Annotated in this window: 18 protein-coding genes and 1 pseudogene; 16 read left to right on the top strand and 3 right to left on the bottom strand. The window is 61.3% G+C overall.

All coding sequences use genetic code 11. The annotated features are described in order from the left end of the window. The first annotated feature begins 23 nt into the window (after positions 1-23). The 13 genes and pseudogenes from BPHY_RS22960 (at position 24) to BPHY_RS23020 (ending at position 14,984) form a co-directional block, all read left to right on the top strand. The gene (locus BPHY_RS22960) at positions 24-308 is read left to right on the top strand and encodes an MSMEG_0570 family nitrogen starvation response protein (protein ID WP_012403850.1); all 285 of its coding nucleotides are present in this window, start codon (positions 24-26) and stop codon (positions 306-308) included. 66 nt (positions 309-374) lie between these two features. Further along, a complete protein-coding gene (locus BPHY_RS22965; RefSeq protein WP_012403851.1) occupies positions 375-1,667 on the top strand; it encodes an MSMEG_0569 family flavin-dependent oxidoreductase in 1,293 nt (430 codons plus the stop codon). 2 nt (positions 1,668-1,669) lie between these two features. Further along, the gene (locus BPHY_RS22970) at positions 1,670-2,485 is read left to right on the top strand and encodes a Pnap_2097 family protein (RefSeq protein WP_012403852.1); all 816 of its coding nucleotides are present in this window, start codon (positions 1,670-1,672) and stop codon (positions 2,483-2,485) included. After that, the gene (gene scpA, locus BPHY_RS22975) at positions 2,482-4,593 is read left to right on the top strand and encodes a methylmalonyl-CoA mutase (RefSeq protein ID WP_012403853.1); all 2,112 of its coding nucleotides are present in this window, start codon (positions 2,482-2,484) and stop codon (positions 4,591-4,593) included. The genes BPHY_RS22970 and scpA overlap by 4 nt, the downstream gene beginning before the upstream one ends. A 136-nt stretch (positions 4,594-4,729) precedes the next feature. Continuing rightward, complete coding sequence (locus BPHY_RS22980) at positions 4,730-5,878, top strand: DUF3182 family protein (protein ID WP_012403854.1); 1,149 nt, start codon at positions 4,730-4,732, stop codon at positions 5,876-5,878. 65 nt (positions 5,879-5,943) lie between these two features. Continuing rightward, positions 5,944-6,663 (top strand): alpha/beta hydrolase family protein, encoded by a 720-nt coding sequence (locus BPHY_RS22985; RefSeq protein WP_052306176.1) that lies wholly within the window; start codon positions 5,944-5,946, stop codon positions 6,661-6,663. A gap of 385 nt (positions 6,664-7,048) precedes the next feature. Next, on the top strand, positions 7,049-7,759 hold the full coding sequence (locus BPHY_RS22990; protein WP_012403856.1) for an SDR family NAD(P)-dependent oxidoreductase: 711 nt from the start codon (positions 7,049-7,051) through the stop codon (positions 7,757-7,759). A gap of 26 nt (positions 7,760-7,785) precedes the next feature. After that, positions 7,786-8,137, top strand: a pseudogene (locus BPHY_RS43265) (Ohr family peroxiredoxin); the annotation flags it as partial. 76 nt (positions 8,138-8,213) lie between these two features. Next, positions 8,214-8,747: a tautomerase family protein gene (locus tag BPHY_RS23000; protein WP_012403857.1), complete on the top strand. Its 534-nt coding sequence runs from the start codon at positions 8,214-8,216 to the stop codon at positions 8,745-8,747. Positions 8,748-9,175: 428 nt separating this feature from the next. After that, positions 9,176-10,603: a sensor histidine kinase gene (locus BPHY_RS23005; RefSeq protein ID WP_012403858.1), complete on the top strand. Its 1,428-nt coding sequence runs from the start codon at positions 9,176-9,178 to the stop codon at positions 10,601-10,603. A 158-nt stretch (positions 10,604-10,761) separates the two neighbouring features. Further along, entirely contained in the window at positions 10,762-12,423 is a 1,662-nt protein-coding gene (locus BPHY_RS23010) for an FAD-dependent oxidoreductase (protein ID WP_012403859.1), read from the top strand. Further along, positions 12,420-13,811 (top strand): ATP-binding protein, encoded by a 1,392-nt coding sequence (locus tag BPHY_RS23015; RefSeq protein ID WP_012403860.1) that lies wholly within the window; start codon positions 12,420-12,422, stop codon positions 13,809-13,811. The genes BPHY_RS23010 and BPHY_RS23015 overlap by 4 nt, the downstream gene beginning before the upstream one ends. A gap of 282 nt (positions 13,812-14,093) precedes the next feature. After that, positions 14,094-14,984, top strand: coding sequence for an amino acid ABC transporter substrate-binding protein (locus tag BPHY_RS23020; protein WP_012403861.1), 891 nt, complete (start codon positions 14,094-14,096; stop codon positions 14,982-14,984). A 169-nt stretch (positions 14,985-15,153) separates the two neighbouring features. Here BPHY_RS23020 and BPHY_RS23025 read toward each other — a convergent pair whose 3' ends face one another. After that, a complete protein-coding gene (locus BPHY_RS23025) occupies positions 15,154-16,032 on the bottom strand; it encodes a YsnF/AvaK domain-containing protein (RefSeq protein ID WP_012403862.1) in 879 nt (292 codons plus the stop codon). A gap of 88 nt (positions 16,033-16,120) precedes the next feature. Further along, complete coding sequence (locus BPHY_RS23030) at positions 16,121-16,576, bottom strand: YsnF/AvaK domain-containing protein (protein ID WP_012403863.1); 456 nt, start codon at positions 16,574-16,576, stop codon at positions 16,121-16,123. 374 nt (positions 16,577-16,950) lie between these two features. Here BPHY_RS23030 and BPHY_RS39725 point away from each other — a divergent pair, with 374 nt between their 5' ends. From BPHY_RS39725 to BPHY_RS39730, 3 genes are all read left to right on the top strand, one after another. Continuing rightward, a complete protein-coding gene (locus tag BPHY_RS39725) occupies positions 16,951-17,319 on the top strand; it encodes an RcnB family protein (protein ID WP_012403864.1) in 369 nt (122 codons plus the stop codon). 331 nt (positions 17,320-17,650) lie between these two features. Continuing rightward, complete coding sequence (locus BPHY_RS23040; protein WP_012403865.1) at positions 17,651-18,826, top strand: DUF4382 domain-containing protein; 1,176 nt, start codon at positions 17,651-17,653, stop codon at positions 18,824-18,826. Between the two features lie 22 nt (positions 18,827-18,848). Next, complete coding sequence (locus BPHY_RS39730) at positions 18,849-19,040, top strand: hypothetical protein (RefSeq protein ID WP_012403866.1); 192 nt, start codon at positions 18,849-18,851, stop codon at positions 19,038-19,040. A gap of 132 nt (positions 19,041-19,172) precedes the next feature. Here BPHY_RS39730 and BPHY_RS39735 read toward each other — a convergent pair whose 3' ends face one another. Continuing rightward, positions 19,173-19,541 carry a hypothetical protein gene (locus BPHY_RS39735; protein WP_012403867.1) on the bottom strand — a complete coding sequence of 123 codons (369 nt, stop codon included), beginning with the start codon at positions 19,539-19,541 and terminating at the stop codon, positions 19,173-19,175. Between the last annotated feature and the right edge of the window lie 474 nt (positions 19,542-20,015).

Raw genomic sequence — 20,015 nt, forward strand, 5'->3', positions numbered from 1 at the left:
ATCTCTCACTCAAAGGAAATGTGATGCCAGTCATGCACTTCAAGGTCCAGTGGCCGGACGGCACCGAGGCCAACTGCTATTCCCCTTCGACGGTGGTTGGCGATTTCTTCGCCGCCGGGCAACGCTACGCGCTCAGCGATTTCGTCGACAGGGCGCGCGAAGCGCTGCATATCGGTTCCGATCGCGTACGCGAGAAATACGGCTTTGCGTGTTCGGCGGCGATGGATCAGCTCGCGCAGATCGAAGAAGTTGCGCGGCGTTTTGCCACCGACCCGCACGCGGAAGTCAAGGTCATCGAACTCATTTGAACCCCGATGCGGCGCACCGAAACACACCCTGTGCGCCGGACATCAGCTCGAAAGCAGGAACGAATCATGTCGAACGCAAACACTGTCGCATCCGATGTGCTGCACGATGTCCCTCACCACACGGTGATCGTTGTGGGTGGCGGGCAAGCTGGCTTGTCGATCAGCTACTACCTGAAAGAGGCGGGCATCGATCATCTTGTGCTTGAAAAGCATACAGTCACGCATACGTGGCGCTCGCAGCGCTGGGACGCTTTCTGCCTCGTTACGCCGAACTGGCAATGCGCGCTGCCGGGCCATCCGTATCGCGGCGACGATCCACACGGCTTCATGAAGAAGGACGAGATCATCGCCTATCTGGACGGCTTCATCGCGATGGTCGACGCGCCCGTGCTCGAACACACGGAAGTCCGCAAGGTCAGGCGCGTGCCGTCGGGCGGCTACTTCGTGTCGACGTCGAACGGCGACTTCACAGCCGATCAGGTCGTCGTTGCGTCAGGTGGCTATCACACGCCCATCGTGCCGCGCATGGCGGAGCGTCTGCCTGCCGGCATCCTGCAGTTGCAGTCGTCGCATTATCGCAATCCGCAGGCGTTGCCAGAAGGCGCAGTGCTCGTGGTGGGTTCGGGACAATCGGGTGCGCAGATCGCCGAAGACCTGCATCTGGCAGGCCGAAAGGTGTTTCTCGCGGTTGGGGATGCGCCGCGTTGCGCGCGCTTTTATCGCGACCGCGACGTGGTCGACTGGCTCGCGGACATGCGGTACTACGACATGCCCGTCGATCAGCATCCGCTGCGCGAAGGCGTGCGCGACAACACGAACCATTATGTGACGGGGCGCGATGGGGGCCGCGATATCGATCTGCGACGCTTCGCGCTTGAAGGCATGGAACTGTACGGCAGGCTCGACGATTTCCGCGACGGCTGCCTGCATTTCGCGCCGAACCTGACGGGCAGCCTGGATAGCGCCGACGACACGTACAACCGCATCAACGCGAGCATCGACGCATTCATCGACAAGCAGGGTATCGACGCTCCGCAAGGCGTTCCCTATGAGCCGGTGTGGCGCCCTCATGGCGAGCGAACGTCGCTGGATCTCGCGCAGAGCGGCATTGCGTCGATCATCTGGTGCATCGGCTTTACGCCCGATTTCGGCTGGATCGATGCGCCCGTGTTCAATGGACGTGGCTATCCTGCACACAATCGCGGCATCACGCCGCAAGCGGGCTTGTATTTCATCGGCCTGCCCTGGCTGCATACATGGGGATCGGGCCGTTTTTCCGGCATCGCGCGCGATGCCGAGCATATCGTCGGCGCGATCCGCCTGGCGCTTGACCAGACATCGACGAGCCTCGCGGCGTGAGCATGATCCAACGCTACCGGGCGGGCATGCCGCAATTGAGCTACACGGGACTGTCGGAAAACTGGTTGCTCAAGGAGTGTGGCCATCGACATTGGGAAGCGCTCGCCGCTCACGCGGGCCGCGCGCAGCCGCACTTCCACGACGACAACGGGGGCCGCTCTTATGCCGCCTTCACGGCAATCCGCTTGCAGACCTGCGGCCTCGATTCGATCGCCGAAAACGACGCGTTCGAAATACGCAGCACGCTTTGCAGAACGGGGCCTGTGCGTCACTTCAGCACGCACTATATCGTTCGCGATGACCTGAAAGTCGCGGAGATCGAGATGGCCTCTGCGTTCGTGACGCGCGGCGAGGCGCGCAATAATCGTTCCGCCGCGCGGGCGGCGCTATCTTCACTGGCTGGTGAAATCGTGCCGATGCCCGAAGAGGCATTGGACATGACGCAGATTGGCAAGCGCCTTCGAGCATACGACCGTGACGCAGTTCCCGACCTCGGGCCTGCAACGCTCGAGCCGATCGAGTTCTTCCCATGCCCCAATAGCGATTTCAACGGCGCTGACTTCCTGTACTTCGCGAGCTATCAAGCCTTCGTCGATCGCGCCGAGTGGCAATGGCGGCGCTTTGGCGAGCCGCCTGTCGTCTCGAGCCGTTCGCTGTTCTACTACGGCAACGTCGACGTGGGCGACACGTTGACCGTGCATATGGTCGGTCTGGCGCAAGACGGAGAGGGTATCCGGCACTGGACCGAAGTGCGGCGCAACAGCGACGGCACGAAGATCGCTGACGTAACGACGGAAAAACGCTGGAGGCATCGATGAACATGCAGCGGCGGCGTGGGTCGCATCGCGTGAGGCTGAAGCGCGTCTACACGCGCGCGGATGTCGACGGCATCGCGCATATCGATAGCATGCCGGGCGAGGCGCCGTTCGTGCGCGGCCCGTTCGCGACGATGTACACGCAAAAGCCGTGGACGATACGCCAGTACGCGGGGTATGCGCAGGCCTCCGATACGAACCTCGCGTTCCGCACTGCGCTGGCGGAAGGCGCACAGGGTCTCTCCGTCGCCTTTGACCTGCCGACCCAGCGCGGCTACGACTCAGACGATCCGGCGGTGAGCGCGGACGTCGGCATGACGGGTGTCGCAATCGATACGGTAGAGGACATGACTCGCCTTTTCGAAGACATTGCACTCGACCGCGTGTCTGTATCGATGACAATAAACGGGGCGGTGCTTCCTGTGCTTGCTGCTTTCATCGTCGCGGCGGAAGAAAGCGGCGTTAGTGCCTCGCAACTGAGGGGAACGATTCAGAACGACATCCTGAAAGAGTTTATGGTGCGGAACACGAGCATCTTCGCACCTGAGCCTTCATTGCGCATCGCTGCCGACGTCGTTGAATACCTCAGCGAAAACGTGCCGCGGTTCAATGCGCTCTCGGTGTCGGGCTATCACTTCCAGGAAGCGGGTGCGGACCCTGTACTTGAACTTGCGCTAACAATGGCGAATGCGCGCAAGTACGTAACGGCCCTTGTCGGACGGGGGATGCAGGCCGATGACGTCTGTCAGCGGATGAGCTTCTTCTTCGGCGTCGGAATGGACTTCTACGCCGAAATCGGGAAGCTGAGAGCGGCACGGATTTTATGGTCGGATATTGCGTCGGCAAGTGGCGCAACGTCGGATAGGGCGCGTGCACTGCGAATGCACTGTCAGACATCCGGGTGGTCGCTCACGGCGCAAAAACCGATGAACAACGTCGTGCGTACGACAGTCGAGGCGTTGGCTGCCGTGTTCGGCGGAACGCAATCGCTGCACACTAACGGATACGACGAAGCGCTTTCTCTTCCTTGTGCAGAAGCGTCAAGCCTCGCTCGTGACACGCAACTGGTGCTGCAGCACGAAACCGGCCTATGTGATGTCGTCGATCCGTGGGCCGGTTCGTACATGATGGAGAACCTTACGGCGGAGATCTGTCGCGAGGCGCTAACGCTGATGGCTGAAATCGAACGCCGTGGTGGCGTGATTGATGTCGTCGAATCAGGGTGGGTTCGAGAACAGATCCACAGGTCGGCTTTGAACACACAGGCGGAAATCGAGACGGGAAAGCGCACGGTTGTGGGCGTCAACAATTTCATGACGGGATGCAATGAAGACCTCGGAGAGCCACAGGCTGTCGACGGCCGGCGGGTGCGCGTGCTGCAAACGCAAAGGCTTGCTCACATCAAGGCGAGGCGTGATCCAACGAGAGTACGCGACACGCTGGATGCGCTGACGCGCGCCGCCCAGAGCAGAGACGGAAATCTTCTTGAACTGACGGTGGCATGCATGCGAGCGCGTGCAACCGTCGGCGAGTGCACTCAGGCACTCGAAGCCGTATGGCCGAGATATCGAATCGGCTTGCCGCTATCGCGCGACCGCTACGGCGCAAAGCTCGCAAGCGACGAGGATTGGCAGAACGCATGCCGCGCCGTGGCCGACGCGACGAAGAGCCTGGGCCGTGCGCCACGCGTGTTGATCGCAAAGCTGGGACAAGACGGACATGACCGGGGCGCGCGTATTGTCGCAGCGGCCTTAAGTGATGCGGGCTTCGCGGTTTCCGCGGGATCGATGTTTGCATCACCTTCCGATACCGCCGTATTGGCTGGAGGAGAGCGGGTTGACGTTATCGGCGTGTCGTCGCTCGCCGGCGCACAAAACGACTTGATCGCCGCGTTGCGTGAGCAACTGACTGAACGCGGTTTGCGGATACCTATCGTGGTGGGCGGAATCATCGGTCAGGCGAGTCAATTGGTCCTTCAACGCTCCGGAGTGGCAGCTTGCTTTCCGGCGGGCACCCCGATCAAAAATATGGTGCCGCTATTGGCTGCGATAGCTGTAGCGTCGGCAGAAAAACGCGTTGAAGGTAGCCACCCGTTACACGAGACTGCATAACGAGTCGCGAGCGCCCGGTGGTCCTCAGTTCCACGCAACGATCATGGCTGGCATGCCGTTTGCGCGGACGCAACTATTGCGAGGTATCAGGCGATATCTCTTCGTCGGTGCGCCATGCGCACGCGGGAGGCACGGCATGGAACCTTCGTCGGATGATGCAGTATCCGCAGCGCGAGCGTTACCCGTCGTTCTTCTGTATCGCAAAGGACGCGAGCTGTCCGAAGGTGGTCACGAGGCCGACACGCTTCGGGAACTGACGCGGCAGATCGCGGAGATCAAGGGCGCGCACTTTGCTGGCGAGTTCGACGAAACATGCTCGTATCTGACCCATCCGTATCTCGTTCCCGATGACACATTGACCGTCGCGGAAGCGCGCAAGCTTGGCGTGCGATCCGTGCGCGATCTGTATGGCGGTGTCGTGCCGTTTCCCTTCGTCGCGACAAAGCTGATTGCCCACAGCTTGCCCGATGGCGCAACGGTTGCACCGCCGGGATGGTCACGTGCGTTCAGCGCGCGCACCGCGTCACTTGTGTTGCCGGGCTACTCGGTGTTTTCACGCGAGGACGCACGCAACGCCGCAGGCGCACTATGGAAAGGCGGCCGCGTGCGCATCAAGCGGCCTTGTGGAATCGGCGGTGCTGGACAGGCGCTGGTCGCGGACACCGACGAGCTGGAGGCGCAACTCGATGCGCTTGGAGACGGGGCCTTGCAGGCAGAAGGGCTCGTCATCGAGCGACATCTGGACGGCATTGAAACATACAGCGTCGGCCAGATAACCCTCGATGACATGGTAGCGAGCTATTACGGCGTACAGCATCTGACCGTCAACAATCACGGACACCATGTCTATGGTGGGACAGATCTGGTCGTGGTACGGGGCGGCTTCGATGCCCTCGAACGACTCGGCCTCCCGCAGGACGTACACGAAGCTGTGGCGCGGGCAAGCGCGTTCGATGCCGCCGTACAGACCGGCTATGCAGGAGTCTTTGCATCGAGGCGCAACTACGACGTGGCGCGCGGTCTTGACGATACGGGTGCTCTGCGTTGCGGCGTACTCGAGCAATCGTGGCGCGTCGGCGGGGCGACAGGCGCGGAAGTAGCTGCGCTGCGAACGTTCAGGAACGAACCCGACACGTACCTGGTTTGCGCATCGACGCGCGAGATCTATGGTAACGAGGTGCGTTTGCCCGCGGGAGCGTGTGTGGTCTATCGCGGTGTCGATGCACAGGCTGGCCCGCTTACGAAGTACTACGCGCTAGGAGAAACGCGGCGCAAAGGAGCATAGTTTTGACGAATGGTGAGCGTTACCACCTGCAGATCAAGGTCGAGCATGGCTATCTCGACGGCACCATGCTCGTGCCGAAAACAGCCGTGCCTGGCGTCCTGTTCGTGCACGGATGGGGCGGCAATCAGGAACAGTATCTGGAGCGCGCGCGGCAGGCAGCTGCCATCGGCTGTGTATGCCTGACGTTCGACCTGACCGGGCATGCGCGGACGCAAAGCGAACAGCAGACGGTCACGCGAGAGACGAATCTCGCGGATCTGATCGCGGCATACGACACGCTGGCTGCACATCCGCTGACCGACCGCGATTCGATCGCCGTGATCGGCAGCAGTTATGGCGGCTATCTGGCGGCCATCCTGACGGAGTTGCGACCGGTGCGATGGCTCGGTCTGCGCGTGCCCGCGCTGTATCTCGACGAAGGCTGGACTACACCAAAACGCGCGCTGCATGTCGAGCACGATCTCGTCGCGTATCGCAAGCGCATCGTGCCCGCGACGGAAAACCGCGCCTTGCGCGCGGCCGCACGCTTCAGTGGCGACGTGCTGCTGGTCGAATCGGAACATGACCAGATCGTTCCGCACACCGTCATCGCCAGTTATCTGCAGGCCTTCCTGAGCGCGCATTCGTTGACGTATCGCGTCATCGACGGTGCAGATCACGGGCTCTCGGACGACGGGAGCCAGCGGGCATACACGGCGCTGTTTGTGAACTGGCTGGGCGAAATGGTCGCGGGCCTGCGCGCCGGCAACACTGGTGCGGCGCCGGATCGTGCAAAAGCCTTCTAGACGCGCAGATGACGCTTCTCAAATGTCCCACCCACGGCGCAGGCGCTTGATGATGTCGGGATGTGAAGTGCGAACGCGATCAACGACTGCAATGTCTCATCATGGCACTACGCCGGACGTACGAGCTGCGTCGCTGGAAGCCGGCTCGGGCGGGTAGCACCTCCACCTGACACAGGGTCGGCGGGATCCCGATCATCTCGACACGCCCAGCCCGCCTTCTGACACGCCTGAAGTGCACAAATGACCAACCAGCCGCATTTGTTCCTGCCGATCACAACTGTTTGTCCGCTGCGGGTGTACGCAAGCCGCTCGATGAAGCCTAGATTGACGACCTAACGGCACTGTCAATTCCGACGCAAGCCGAACGAACTTTCAAAGGTCAATCATGAGCAATTCGCAAAAAGTCGCCATCGTCACGGGTGCATCGCAAGGCATTGGCGCGGAGATCGTCAAGGGATTCCGCGAGCAAGGCTATCGCGTCGTCGCGGTCGCACGCTCGATCAAGCCTTCGGACGATCCGAACGTCGTGACGGTCGCCGGCGACATCGGCGAGCGCGAAGTAGCACAGCGTGCAGTATCGGAAGCCGTGAAGCGCTTCGGCCGCGTCGACACGCTGATCAACAACGCGGGCATCTTCATCGCCAAGCCGTTCACGCAATACACGGCTGAAGACTACGCCGCTGTGCTGAACGTGAACGTGAACGGCTTCTTCCACATCACGCAGCTTGCAATCGCGGAGATGGAAAAGAACAAGAGCGGTCACGTGCTGCAGATCACGACAAGCCTCGTCGATCACGCGATCGCGGGTGTGCCGTCGGTTCTCGCATCGCTGACCAAGGGCGGTCTGAACGCGGCAACCAGGTCGCTTGCTATCGAATACGCGAAGACGGGCATCCGCGCGAACGCCGTGTCGCCCGGCATCATCAAGTCGCCGATGCATGCACCGGAAACGCATGAGCAATTGGGCGCGCTGCACCCGGTCGGCCACATGGGGGAAATGCGCGACATCGTCGACGCCGTGCTGTACCTCGACTCCGCACCGTTCGTGACAGGCGAGATTCTGCACGTGGATGGCGGCCAGAGCGCTGGCCACTGAGCAAGCCGAGGCGCCTCTATAAAGACGCCCCGCGCAATTCAGACGGCCGCCTCGACATCCAGCTTTCGCGACCTGGTTCCGCAGGCGCGGGGACGAATCCCGAACAGTTGTTCGGCGTCGCCTGGCCGGCATGCTTGATTGGCGCAATGGGTGAGCCGCACGCGCCTTGAACGTGATACTGCCGGCCGACGCGAGTGTCGATGCCGAAATTGATGTGGCACCACTGACGGCGCCTACTTTCTCGGGCCGCGTTCGCACGTGCGCCTGCCCGGCTTGCCGCGTGATATCGCTCAGGCGCTGGCGGACCGGGCACATCGGACCTGTCCGTATTCCAAGGCTACGCGCGGCAACATCGATGTCGCGATTGCGCTCATTTAACCGGTGCGCATGCCTGAACGTTGAAGCGTTCTCGTGCGAACCGCAACGCCAAACCACTTGATGAAGGAGCAGCACCATGCCAATGATCGACGCACTCTGGCCGGAAGATGCCTTGACCCGTGAGGCGGAAGCCCATCTGATCAAAGAATTGACTGACATTCTGATCAAAGCGGAAGGGTACGACCCAGCCAATCCGATTGCGCAGAGCGTATCTGTTCTCAACCTCCATCGACCTGCTGCCGTATTTGTGGGTGGGGAACGGTCGAAGGCAGCGCGCTACCGGATCATTCCGTCGGCGCCCGAGGGGCAATACACCGACGAGTCGCGCAAAGCGCTGGTTAAAGCAGTCACGGAAGCGGTGGCCCGTGCCGAGAACCGGCCTTTCGAAGACGTCGCATCGCGCGTCTGGGTCTTCCCGACGGAGATTCCCGAGGGTACGTGGGGCAGCCGTGGCACGATCTATACGCTCCCTCACATTCACGCTTTGCTTGCCGGTGAGTCCGAACGCAGCGCCGGCGCGGAGCGACTCGCGCGCAGACGCCGCGAAAAGGCACGTATGACGCTCGATGCCACTGTCGATGTGTTCCAACGGGCAAGGGACGACGCTTAGCGCGAGCTTGCAGTTCGACGGGTACGAGCCTATCCACCCGCCAGCTCACGCAGGCGGGTCATCCCAGTCTCGCGGTGGCGAACGCGACGCTCTATCTGAAGGCGTTCGTTCACGTTGTGCTGCGCTGAACCGTTGGTCGGGCGGTCTTAGCCGCTGTCGGGGCTGCGGCACCGACGTCGGTAGCCTTCTTCCCCGCATGACCGCTTAACCCATGCGGTGACCGGCTGCCGGTGGATCAGGCGATGTTTAGCCGTCCAGCGACCCTTGGTCCACGTCGGAAATGAGCCAATCGCCTAAACTGAATCAATGCGGTCGAACCGGGTCACACAGATCCAGTAAGCGATGCGCCGTGTGCGGGAGATGGGTTCGACCAAGCCGCGTTTCACCCGTTACTCGCGCGCATGATGTCCGGGATGGCGGGGCTAGCCATGATCGAACTCGACAGGTTGAGAGAGGTGTCGGTGTTCAGGGATCTCACCGACGACCGGCTGCAATGGCTGCGTGCGAACATCGTCGAGTTTTGCGTCAATGCAGGCGACGTGCTGCTTCGCCAGGGCGAATTGAGCACCGGTCTGCTGATCCTGCTCGACGGCGAACTCGCAACGACAAGGCGCGAGGACGGACAGGACTACGTCGAGCGCTTCCACGCGCCCGATGTGTTCGGCACACCGTGCATGGTCGCATCGATTCCTTTTCCGGCTACCCTGACGGCGATCGCCGATAGCAGGCTCGCGCGGCTCCCCGAAGTGGCGTTCCGCGAGCTGTTCGTGACGTGTAGCCCATTTGGCCGCATGGCCGCGCGCGTGATGACCGACTGGCTCACGGCGCTCGAAACGGCAGGACTCAACCGTGCAAAGCTGGCTGCATTGGGAAAGCTCGCTGCCGGGCTCGCGCATGAGCTGAACAATCCCGCCGCCGCTTTGACGCGCGCACTTGACCACATGCGTGGCGAACTCGCGGTACTTGAGGAGTCGGCATTGGCGCTCGGCGGCAATGCGGTGCCGCGCGAGGCCGTCACGCAGCTGGGCGCGCTTGTCAGCCGCCACGGGCCTCAAGCATTCATGGGCGCTGCGGGTTCGCTTGAGCGAAGCGATGCCGAGTCGCGCCTCGGGGATTGGTTGGCGGCGCGCCGGGTCGCGAAGCCGTGGCTATCGGCGCCCGTTCTCGTCGCGCATGGCATCGCGTCCGACGATCTCGATCAACTGGCAAACGATCTCGAAGCCGCGCAGTTCGATGCCGCCGTGAACTGGGTCGCGCGGGTGCTGGATCTGCGTGCGATGGTGGACGAAGCAATGCAGGGTGCGCTGCGGATCTCCGACATTGTCGCCGCGATGAAGTCTTATTCCTTCATGGATCAGGGTCCGCAGCAAGAGATCGATATTCACGACGGCATCGACGATACGCTGACCGTGATGACGCACGAAATGAAACGAGGCATTCATGTGACCCGCGATTACGACCGCAGCCTGCCCCGGCTCCAGGTGTATGGGAGCGAATTGAATCAGGTCTGGACTCGGCTCATCGAAAACGCCGTCGAGGCCATGGACGGCCACGGCAGCATCACGATCCGTACGCGCCGGGATGGGCACTGCGCGGTGGTGGAGTTCATCGACGACGGGCCGGGCATCCCGCCCGGCGTCGTGACCCATCTGTTCGAGCCTTTCTTTACTTCCGGGCATCCGCCGAACGTACCGAAGGAGGGCCTCGGCCTGGGACTGCATATCGCGTACCGCATTGTGGTCAACCGGCACGGCGGGACAATTCAGGCGCAATCGGGCACGCGGGGAACAACGTTCCGCGTGAGCCTTCCGCTGCTGCGCGACGTCGCGCCCCCGAACGATGTAAGCACGCATTGAACATGCGCCATTTGCGCCGCAAACGACGGCAAGGATGTAGCGCCGCACGACCTAAAATGCTTTGACAGACGCGCGGTTTATCGCTGGCACCGGAGCATGAACAGCGCTTTGCCCGGTTTCAGCGGACGCGACCGTGCGATCGAGAGGGTCGACCTTTCATGGAAAAGCCCGTAATCCTCGCTGTCGATGACGACCCGATCGTGGCCGGTGCGGTTGCTCGCGACCTGCAGGTCGCGTACGGCGAGCACTATCAGATCGTACGGATGGAGTCGGGGCGAGCGGCACTCGAAGCGGCGCAGCAATTGCGTCTGCAGAATCGCGTCGTGTCGCTCTTCATTGCCGACCAGCGCATGCCGCAGATGAGCGGCATCGAGTTTCTCGAGCAGGCAATCGGGCTCTTTCCCGACGCGAAACGTGTGCTGCTCACCGCCTATGCGGATACGGACGCCGCCATCCGCGCGATCAACACGGTGCATCTCGATCAGTACCTGCTCAAACCCTGGCACCCGCCGGAGCAGAATTTCTATCCCGCGCTGGACGATCTGCTGGCAGACTGGCTCGCGTCATTTCGTCCCGTGTTCCAGGGCGTCCGGCTGCTCGATCACCGCTGGTCGCCGGAAGGCCATTTGCTGCGCGATTTCATGGCGCGCAATCATATTCCGTTTCGCTGGCTCGACGTTGAACGGCACGACGAGGCCGATCCGCTGTTGAACGCGTTGCATCCCGGACAGCGTCAGTTGCCCGTCGTCGTATTCGAGAACGGCACAGTGATAAGCCGCCCGACGACGGGGCAGATCGCTGAACAGGTGGGACTGCGCACGCGTTCGGCCACGCCGTTTTATGACCTGGTGATCGTCGGCGGCGGGCCGGCTGGGTTGGCCGCTGCCGTGTATGGCGCGTCCGAGGGACTGAAGGTGGCCATCATCGAATGCGATGCGCCGGGCGGGCAGGCCGGTACCAGTTCGCATATCGACAACTATCTGGGCTTTCCATCGGGCGTGAGCGGCGCGGAGTTGTCGCGCCGCGCGCTGATGCAGGCGAGGCGCTTCGGCGCGGAAATGATCCTGACGCAGCATGCGGTCGGCTTGCGTGTCGAGGCGCCGTACAAGTTCGTCAAGCTGTCCGACGGCTCCGAAGTCAGCTGTCTCGCGCTGGTGGTCGCGAGCGGCGTGTCGTATCGCAAGCTGGAGACGCAGGGCGTCGACGAACTGACAGGTGCCGGCGTCTACTATGGGGCTGCGATGGTGGAAGCCGTCGCCTGCGCGAACCAGGATCTGTACATCGTGGGCGGCGCGAATTCGGCGGGGCAGGGCGCAATGTTCCTCTCCCAATACGCCCGATCGGTGACGCTGCTGTGCCGTGGCCCCTTGCTTGGCGCCGGAATGTCGCACTATCTGATCGGGCAGATTCACGAGACGCCGAATATCCACGTGCGCCCCAATACCGAGGTGGTGGGCGTAAAGGGCGAGGGGCATCTGTCGGAGATCTCGCTGCGTGACATGCAGACGGGGCGCATCGAAGCGGCCCCGGCCAGCGGGCTCTTTATTTTCATTGGAGCCGCGCCCTGTACGGAATGGCTTCGCGGTGTGGTCGAACGCGACGAGCATGGCTTCCTGCTGACGGGGCGCGCGCTGCTCAAGGCGGGTCGAGGGCCAGTGGGATGGCAGCTCGGCCGCGACCCGTACCTGCTCGAAACGAGTGTGCCCGGCGTGTTCGCGGCGGGGGACGTGCGTGCCGATTCCGTCAAACGTGTGGCCGCGGCCGTCGGCGAAGGCTCGATTGCCGTGCATTTCATCCACCAGTATCTGGCGAACCCATGAGCGACCTTTCCACGCTATTCGGGATGGCGCTCTTCGACGACTTGCCCGAAGCGCGGCGAGAATGGCTGCGCGCGAATCTGGTCGAGCATCATCTGAAGAAAGGCGACATTCTGCTGCGCGAAGGGCAGCGTGTAACACATCAGTTCATTTTGCTCGACGGCGAACTGATCACGGAAAAAACGATCGGCGGTCGGCAGGTGTTCGACGACCGGCGACCCGCACCGGCATCCATTGCCGAGACATCGCTGCTCTCGGAGATGCCGCTGCCGCTCACGTTCATCGCCGCGACGGATTGCTATCTGGCCGCGCTGCCCGAGCCTGTGGTGCGCGCGCTGCTCAACGACTGCGGGTCGTTCAGACGCAACATCTTTCGTTCGATGTACTCGCGTATCAGTGCCTATGACACCTTCATCCTCAACGGAGAGAAACTGGCTGCGTTGGGCCGGCTGTCGGCGGGGCTTGCGCACGAGTTGAACAACCCCGCTGCAGCCGTCGCGCGCGCAGCGGACGGCATGCGGGAATCGCTCGCCCACCTGCGCAAGGCGACGCCTGCGCTCGTGTTGAGCGCCATCCCTGCCGAGGTGGTCGGCAAGCTGGATGACTGGGCAAACCGTGCGGCGCCCGCCGTCGATGCCACGCCTCGGGCTGCATTACGGCAAAGCGAAGCGGAGAGCCTTCTCGCCGATTGGCTCGCTGCGCAAGGGCTCGAGAAGCCGTGGCTGATTGCACCGCAACTCTCGACGGCGGGATTCTCGCCGGCGGATCTCGAACACGTAGCGGCAAGCGCGACGTCCGAACAGTTCGGTGCGCTCGTCGGCTGGCTGGCGGCCGTGCTCGAACTGCGTTCGCTGGCGAATCAGGCGTGGATCGGCGCAGGCCGTATCTCCGAGATCGTCAAGGCGATGAAGGACTATTCGTACATGGACCAGGCGCCATTACAGGAGGTGGACATACACTGCGGCATCGAGGACACGCTGACCATCATGCGGCACAAACTGAAGCAGGGCGTCACCGTCAAGCGCGATTACGACCGCACGTTGCCGCACGTGCCCGTTTACGGCAGCGAGCTCAATCAGGTTTGGACCAACCTGATTGACAATGCAGTCGACGCAATGGAGGGCAGCGGCGAACTCACGATCCGCTCGCGGCGGGACGGCAACTTCGCAGTGGTCGAAATCGTCGACACGGGAGCGGGCATTCCCTCACACATCCTGCCGCGCCTTTTCGAACCCTTCTTCACAACCAAGCCGCCAGGCAGGGGAAGCGGACTGGGGCTTCACATCGCGTACCGTACCGTCGTGCAACGCCACAACGGACTGATCAGCGTCGGGTCGGATGACGGCGAGACGATCTTCAAGATCTGTCTGCCGCTTTCGCAAACCCTGTGATCACTGAATGACGTTCGTGGTGCCCCGCCTGGACGGCAGAATACCTGGCGGCTTTGCCGCGACTCTTTGTTCAATGCGCGAGCCGTTCATCGTGCGACCAGGTTGCAAGGCCGCGGAGCGGTTGATCTGAGTCAATCCGACGCCACCACTTGGGCCTTATTTTCGATTTAGGGCGGATTCATTCGTGATGAGCGGACACCTCATTCGATCCCTCTGCCGGGCCGGAACGCCTATCAAATCGAAGCTCTAACGCAACGCGTCAATCGCGACCTGGGAGGCATCATGATCCATCGACTCCAACTGGCGCTGGTGGCATTGCTTGTCGGCCATGGCACCATGACGGCTTCGCAAGCGCAGACATTGGACAAGATTGCCCGAACCAACCAGATCGTCGTTTCCTATCGGGAGTCAGCGATACCATTCAGCTATCTGCTGACGCCGCATAAGGCAGTTGGTTTCTCGGTGGATGTGACGGAAGCGATCGTGGATGATGTACGCAAGGCGCTCGGAAGGCCTGATCTTCATACCGTTTATGTGCCTGTTACCGGGCAGAACCGAATCCCGTTGCTCATCGACGGCTCGATTGACCTTGAGTGCGGGTCGACGACGAATACATCGGCACGCGGCAAAGAAGTGGCATTTTCAACGAACTACTTCTACGCCGGCACGCGATTGATGGCGAAGCGTGAATCGCACATCGGTGACTACGCCGATCTCGCACACAAGGCTGTCGCGACCGTCGGGGGAAGCACCAACGAGAAGGTCCTACGCCGTCAGCTCGACGCAGAGCACGTCGACGCAGACGTAGTGCTGACGAAAGATTACGCCGACGCGCTGCGGGAGGTTGCGAATGGAAAGGCAGCAGCGCTGGCACTCGACGACGTTTTGCTCTATGGCCTGCGTGCAAACGCAAGCGATCCGACTACGTGGGAAGTCGTCGGCAAGACGCTGCAGGTAGAACCGTACGCATGTATGGTCCGGAAAGATGATCCCACCTTCAAGCGGCTCGTCGACGGTACGTTCGCAAGGCTGATGAAGAGCAGTGAGTTCGCCCGGCTATACGCAAAGTGGTTCGAATCGCCGATCCCACCGCGCGGCGTAGATCTCCATATGCCGATGGGTCCGGAGTTGAAGCGGAATCTGATCGAACGCAGCGATCGCCCTACGCAATGAGTAACGACGATTGCAAAATATGCGTCGCTTCGGATCGACGGGATCTGCTCACGGCGCTTCGCACCTGAGCACCGCGATGCGATGAATCTCGAATCACGGTGCAGATCGACGTTGCACGCGTGGGCGCACCTCTCTCAAGGACCACCGATCCGAAGCGCACCCAGCAACGCTAGATACCTTTCTCTGCAGGATTTGGCTTACCGGGTGCTTGCGTTCCTTCTACTCGTTCCACTTCTACCTGCGTTCCCCGGACAGTGTCGTTGATCGTTTCCTCATGTGTCGTAGCTTCTTTTCCGACGACCACCTCTTCGACCACGCGTGCCGTCTTGGCGACTACAGCCTGTTGCGCGGTCTCACGGATTTCGACTGAACTCTCGGTCAGGTCCGCAGCCGTTGCCGGGCGATCGACGGCGCGACGTTCGACCGTTGCATTCTCTTCCCGCAGGTTGACGGATTCGCTAACGGGTGTTTCCGTGACGCGCGAATACACCCGTACGCCGCCCGTCGACACTTCGCGCTTGCCAACTTCCAGTGTCTCTTCGACAACGGGGAAAGCCTTTCGCTCGGCCTGGATCTGACCGGCCGTGTAGGCGGGCGCCGAGCTGTCATACCCCGTGTAGCCAGACGTTTTCCATTGAGCGACGCGCGAGTCGATGTCGATCGCGCCGGCGCTCGACAACGTAGCTCTCACGCGTTCCACGGATGTGTCGTCCGCGACGTCGACCGATAGCAGTACGCCTCCGCGACGGACGGCCTCCTGATAATGGCCGACCTCCTCTGGCCGATCGTCGTCGCCGAACAGCCGCTTGAAGAAGTGCTCGATGCGCGCCATCGCGCCTTCGTGCGTTTGGCCGCTGCTGGCCGAGGCACGGCGTGTAACCGCGTTATCGCCGAGGGTCGGCTCACCTGCTGCGCCATAGCTACCGTCGCTGTCGTCGGAACGGTGAAGATTGATGTCAGCGCGCGGCACGCCTTCGGCTTCAAGTCGGCTCGCCGCGTTCTCTGCCTGCGCTAGCGTGTCGAACACACCGATGATCGTCTGATTCATTGCAGCATCTCCCAAGTGTTTGACGGCCCCCGCTGGCCGTATCAGGAAACGGGATGACGTATGCGCAATGGCTGTACCCGGCAAGACACTATTCATTTTCGGCGTCGGGGCGCCACGGCCCCTCGGCGCCATCGCGTCGTTCCACGACGATCTTTTCCGACTTCAGTTGTACTTCGTGCACGCTTTCCGTTTCTGTCGCCCGTGTCGTGACGTGCACTTCTTCCTTGAGAATGAGCTTCGTCGTCACGACGGGCACATATTCGTAGACCGGGATGATGAGCGTATCGCCTTCCCGTCGCGGCTCCGACTGTTGCTCGACAGGTTGATTGACGGGCACCCGCCGCACTTCGACGCTTTGGCTGCAAAGCCGCACGGGCACATTGTGCACCTCTTCGCTCACGAGCTTGCGTACGCGCACAGCGCCTGTCTCCGTTGTGTGCGTGTCGACAGCAAGACGTTCCTGTATCGCGACGAGATGCGCTTGCGGCTCTTCGGGGGCAGGGGCGGTTGGCGGCGATTCTGTTGGCTTGCGATCCGGATCCATCGGCGTCTCCTGGGTTTAACGGGCGTGTCCCGCTCACGTCACGCTGGCGGGCAAGCTCGTGGGAGCAGGAAGCGCTCCAGGCTGGGACGCAAGAACCATCCGTGCTTCCTGGTGCTGCCTCTGCAGCGCCTGGGCGACGCGCTCTTCGACCATAGGAACGGCGACGACGAAAGCTGCAGATGTTGAATGGTTGAATCGAGGCATGACGCTTGCCCCACTCGGCTCTGCTTTATATCGTCATTGCCGCGATATCGGGAACATCTCTCAACTGTCCCACCCATGAGCAGTACGACGGGCGCAGGTAGCGAGTCAGCGAATCAAATGATAGCCTTCGGCTCCGCTGTCTCAGTCGCAGTTACTTTGAGGAGAAGGCAATGACCATGCTTCGCGCGTTTCCCCGGCTGCTTGTGCTCACAGCCGTGCTGGGTGGATCGAATACCTTTGCCCAGCCCCCACATGACAACCATGGCAAGGGACCCCACGGGCAGTCTCATGGGCATGGTCCAAAAGAGAAGATGCCTGGATACGATTCCGATGGCCCGGGCAATTCGGCGAACGCCCCTGGACACTGGCGAAAGGGCGACCACCTTCCACCACAATACCGCGACCGCCGGTATGTCATCGACGACTGGCGTGCTTACCGGCTCGCTGCCCCGCCGCGCGGCTATAGCTGGGTCGGCGTGGGCGGTGACTATCTGATGGTGCAGATCTCGACAGGGCTTATTCTGCGGGCAGGTCCGTAACCACGCGATGACCGGCGCCTGATTGGGAGCTGATTGGGAGCTGATCGGGAGCTGATTGGGACCACGGCCAGATCGGTCGCAGTCCCGTGTAACCCTGGAGGGATAGGCGAACCCGTTAACCGCACGGCTTGCGAGGAAATTCGCCATCGGCCATCGGACAATTGGGCAGCACGTCTGAGCTTCCAGATTGAGTAGAAGCTATCCAAAAGCCTTAAGAACTTACATGGATTGCTTCATTTGATCTGTTACAGATAATTGCAATTTGCTCTGCAAACTTACCGGGTGTTTCCGTATCCTTCTGCTCATGCAACAAATGAACAGGGGGTTTCTCATGAAAATGACATCAAAGCTGCTTTGTCTGCTCGCGTTTCCGCTTGCATTAGGGGCATGTGGAGGCGGCGGCGGCAGTAGCAGCAGCGGCGGTACGGGCACGTTACATGTGGCCATGACGGACGCGCCATCCTGTGGCTTCGATCACGTGTATGTGACCGTCAACAAGGTACGTGTCAACGCAAGTTCCACGGCAGGCGACACGGACGGTGGATGGACCGACATCGCTCTCGCCGCACCGCAAAAAGTCGATCTTCTTTCACTGACAAATGGTGTGCTGACAGACCTCGGCCGTGCACCGCTTGCGGCTGGCCAGTACCAGCAGATCAGGCTGGTACTTGCACAGAACCAGGGAAATGCGGTGGCGAACTCCGTGGTTGTGAGCGGCACGACGACAGAGCAGCCTCTCGCGACGCCGAGTGCGAGTCAGAGCGGATACAAGATCATTCAGCCGTTTACGGTTCAGGCCAATACGCTGGTTGATCTTGTGCTCGATTTCAACGCCTGCAAGTCGATTGTCCAGCGCGGCAATGGTACTTATAGCCTGAAGCCGGTCGTGACGGCTACGCCGACCGTGGTGAGCGGCAGCATCACAGGCTTTGTCGCGCCGGGCGAAGCAGGTGCCACCGTCTATGCGGAGCAAAACGGTCATGTGGTGCGTGGCACGGTCGCAGACAGCAACGGTCAGTTCGTCCTGAGTCCGCTGATCCAGAGTTCTTCGAATGGCAATTACGATGTAGTGGTCGTGGATAACCGGCAGCCCAGCGGACATGCTAACGGCGTCATCCATGCGGTACCTGTGACGGCAAATACCACAACGACGATCGCCACTGCCTCCGTGCCGATTACGCTGCCAGTGTCCGCTGTCGATGCGATCACGGGTACGGTGACGGCTTCCGCACAAGCAGCCATGCGCGCTCTTCAAAACGACGGTGTGGGCTCGTATGAGGTCGCATCGGCAAATGCCAATCTCGATAGCGGCGCTTATGCTCTTGCAGTGCCCGCCGCGGCGCCCGTGACGGGCACATACGCGGGATCGCTGCCCGTGGTGCTGTCCGCGGCGAACGGCGCGGCGGGAGCCTATACCGTCGAAGCGGATAGCGCGAGTGGCACGACGCAGTCGACGGCCGTTAATGTTTCTGCCGGCAGCCAGTCGGGCATCAACTTTAACTTCTGATTCCGGAGGGCGAGGAAGGTCAATGGGGGCCTTCCTCGCACAATGCATGAAAATAATGATGATCCTGTTGACGACCGCGATAGCGGCACTGTCGGGCTGCGCGGTGTACGTGCCAAGCGATCCCGGCGTCGTTGTTGTGCCGCAAGGCAAAGCTCAAGGGGGGCCGGGCAATGGCTTTTGTCCGCCTGGTCAGGCGAAAAAAGGAAACTGCTAAGACTGGTCGCCGACGTGTACGTTTATTAACGACTCAATAGAACATGGCAATCGGCGACATTCGCTCCGCCGGTTGTCAGCCGTATCGCGTGCGTCGATTTCTCGTGTGATCGTCCATACGATTCTGCGCGCGCTATTTCGACGGCTCCCGTCGATTGCGCTCTGCCGTCTCTTCTGGTAGCGGCGGCGACGTGCAAGCCTCAAGCTCTGCGAGGGCCTTTCTCGCGACCGTCACTGTCTCCTGACACGCGTTGGGCTCATCCGCCTTCGGACATCCGCCCGCAGCCATGATCTGGGCGAGCGAGACCTTAACTTTTCTGAGTGCAAGTTCAGGAGAACCTGTATCTGCGATCAGGCGTGCCAGATTGAAAATGCTGCCTGTCGGCAGCGATACATAGGCTGGGCAGGGCGATTCTGCACGAACGCTAAACGAAGCGAACATCAGCAGGAGAACTGCGCCGAGCGACCATTGATGGTCAAGACGGTTGCGAGAGACTTGCATTCCCGACTCCTCATTCAGCGACCGACAGATTCTCGGACGTGCACGCGCCAGTAGGGCTCAGCTTGACGAGCGAGGCGTCGTCACGACGATGTGCTTCGAGTAATTGATCGTGGAGGTGTCTCTCAGGATAGCGACACGTTTGACGGATCGGGCAATCGTCGGACAACGGATTTCGCGTCCGCGCAGGCATCGGATCTGGATAACAGAACCGCGCAAGATGCCGATCTGAGGGAAGTTATAGTGGTGACTTCTTAAGATTTGCTTAAGCCGACATCCGCAGATCGCAGTTGCTGTTGAACTGTTGGAAAGTCGGTTCGAGCGTGTAATCGGCCATTCGCTCGGTTAGCGGGGAATCATTGCCTGGCGAACGATCGTTGCACCGGCCTGTGTCTTCTCAATTCGCGTTTGGCGACGTGGACGTGCCTTTTGGCGACCATTGATATACGTCAACGGCGCCGGTCGCGCCCACGGCAC

Source organism: Paraburkholderia phymatum STM815 (genome assembly GCF_000020045.1).
GTDB classification, from domain to species: domain Bacteria; phylum Pseudomonadota; class Gammaproteobacteria; order Burkholderiales; family Burkholderiaceae; genus Paraburkholderia; species Paraburkholderia phymatum.

What these genes read in the sequence shown, in the direction of transcription:
- BPHY_RS22960 (WP_012403850.1), top strand. Translation starts at nt 24, where the DNA reads ATGCCAGTCATGCACTTCAAGGTCCAGTGGCCGGACGGCACCGAGGCC.
- BPHY_RS22965 (WP_012403851.1), top strand. Translation starts at nt 375, where the DNA reads ATGTCGAACGCAAACACTGTCGCATCCGATGTGCTGCACGATGTCCCT.
- BPHY_RS22970 (WP_012403852.1), top strand. Translation starts at nt 1,670, where the DNA reads ATGATCCAACGCTACCGGGCGGGCATGCCGCAATTGAGCTACACGGGA.
- scpA (WP_012403853.1), top strand. Translation starts at nt 2,482, where the DNA reads ATGAACATGCAGCGGCGGCGTGGGTCGCATCGCGTGAGGCTGAAGCGC.
- BPHY_RS22980 (WP_012403854.1), top strand. Translation starts at nt 4,730, where the DNA reads ATGGAACCTTCGTCGGATGATGCAGTATCCGCAGCGCGAGCGTTACCC.
- BPHY_RS22985 (WP_052306176.1), top strand. Translation starts at nt 5,944, where the DNA reads ATGCTCGTGCCGAAAACAGCCGTGCCTGGCGTCCTGTTCGTGCACGGA.
- BPHY_RS22990 (WP_012403856.1), top strand. Translation starts at nt 7,049, where the DNA reads ATGAGCAATTCGCAAAAAGTCGCCATCGTCACGGGTGCATCGCAAGGC.
- BPHY_RS23000 (WP_012403857.1), top strand. Translation starts at nt 8,214, where the DNA reads ATGCCAATGATCGACGCACTCTGGCCGGAAGATGCCTTGACCCGTGAG.
- BPHY_RS23005 (WP_012403858.1), top strand. Translation starts at nt 9,176, where the DNA reads ATGATCGAACTCGACAGGTTGAGAGAGGTGTCGGTGTTCAGGGATCTC.
- BPHY_RS23010 (WP_012403859.1), top strand. Translation starts at nt 10,762, where the DNA reads ATGGAAAAGCCCGTAATCCTCGCTGTCGATGACGACCCGATCGTGGCC.
- BPHY_RS23015 (WP_012403860.1), top strand. Translation starts at nt 12,420, where the DNA reads ATGAGCGACCTTTCCACGCTATTCGGGATGGCGCTCTTCGACGACTTG.
- BPHY_RS23020 (WP_012403861.1), top strand. Translation starts at nt 14,094, where the DNA reads ATGATCCATCGACTCCAACTGGCGCTGGTGGCATTGCTTGTCGGCCAT.
- BPHY_RS23025 (WP_012403862.1), bottom strand. Translation starts at nt 16,032, where the DNA reads ATGAATCAGACGATCATCGGTGTGTTCGACACGCTAGCGCAGGCAGAG.
- BPHY_RS23030 (WP_012403863.1), bottom strand. Translation starts at nt 16,576, where the DNA reads ATGGATCCGGATCGCAAGCCAACAGAATCGCCGCCAACCGCCCCTGCC.
- BPHY_RS39725 (WP_012403864.1), top strand. Translation starts at nt 16,951, where the DNA reads ATGACCATGCTTCGCGCGTTTCCCCGGCTGCTTGTGCTCACAGCCGTG.
- BPHY_RS23040 (WP_012403865.1), top strand. Translation starts at nt 17,651, where the DNA reads ATGAAAATGACATCAAAGCTGCTTTGTCTGCTCGCGTTTCCGCTTGCA.
- BPHY_RS39730 (WP_012403866.1), top strand. Translation starts at nt 18,849, where the DNA reads ATGGGGGCCTTCCTCGCACAATGCATGAAAATAATGATGATCCTGTTG.
- BPHY_RS39735 (WP_012403867.1), bottom strand. Translation starts at nt 19,541, where the DNA reads ATGCAAGTCTCTCGCAACCGTCTTGACCATCAATGGTCGCTCGGCGCA.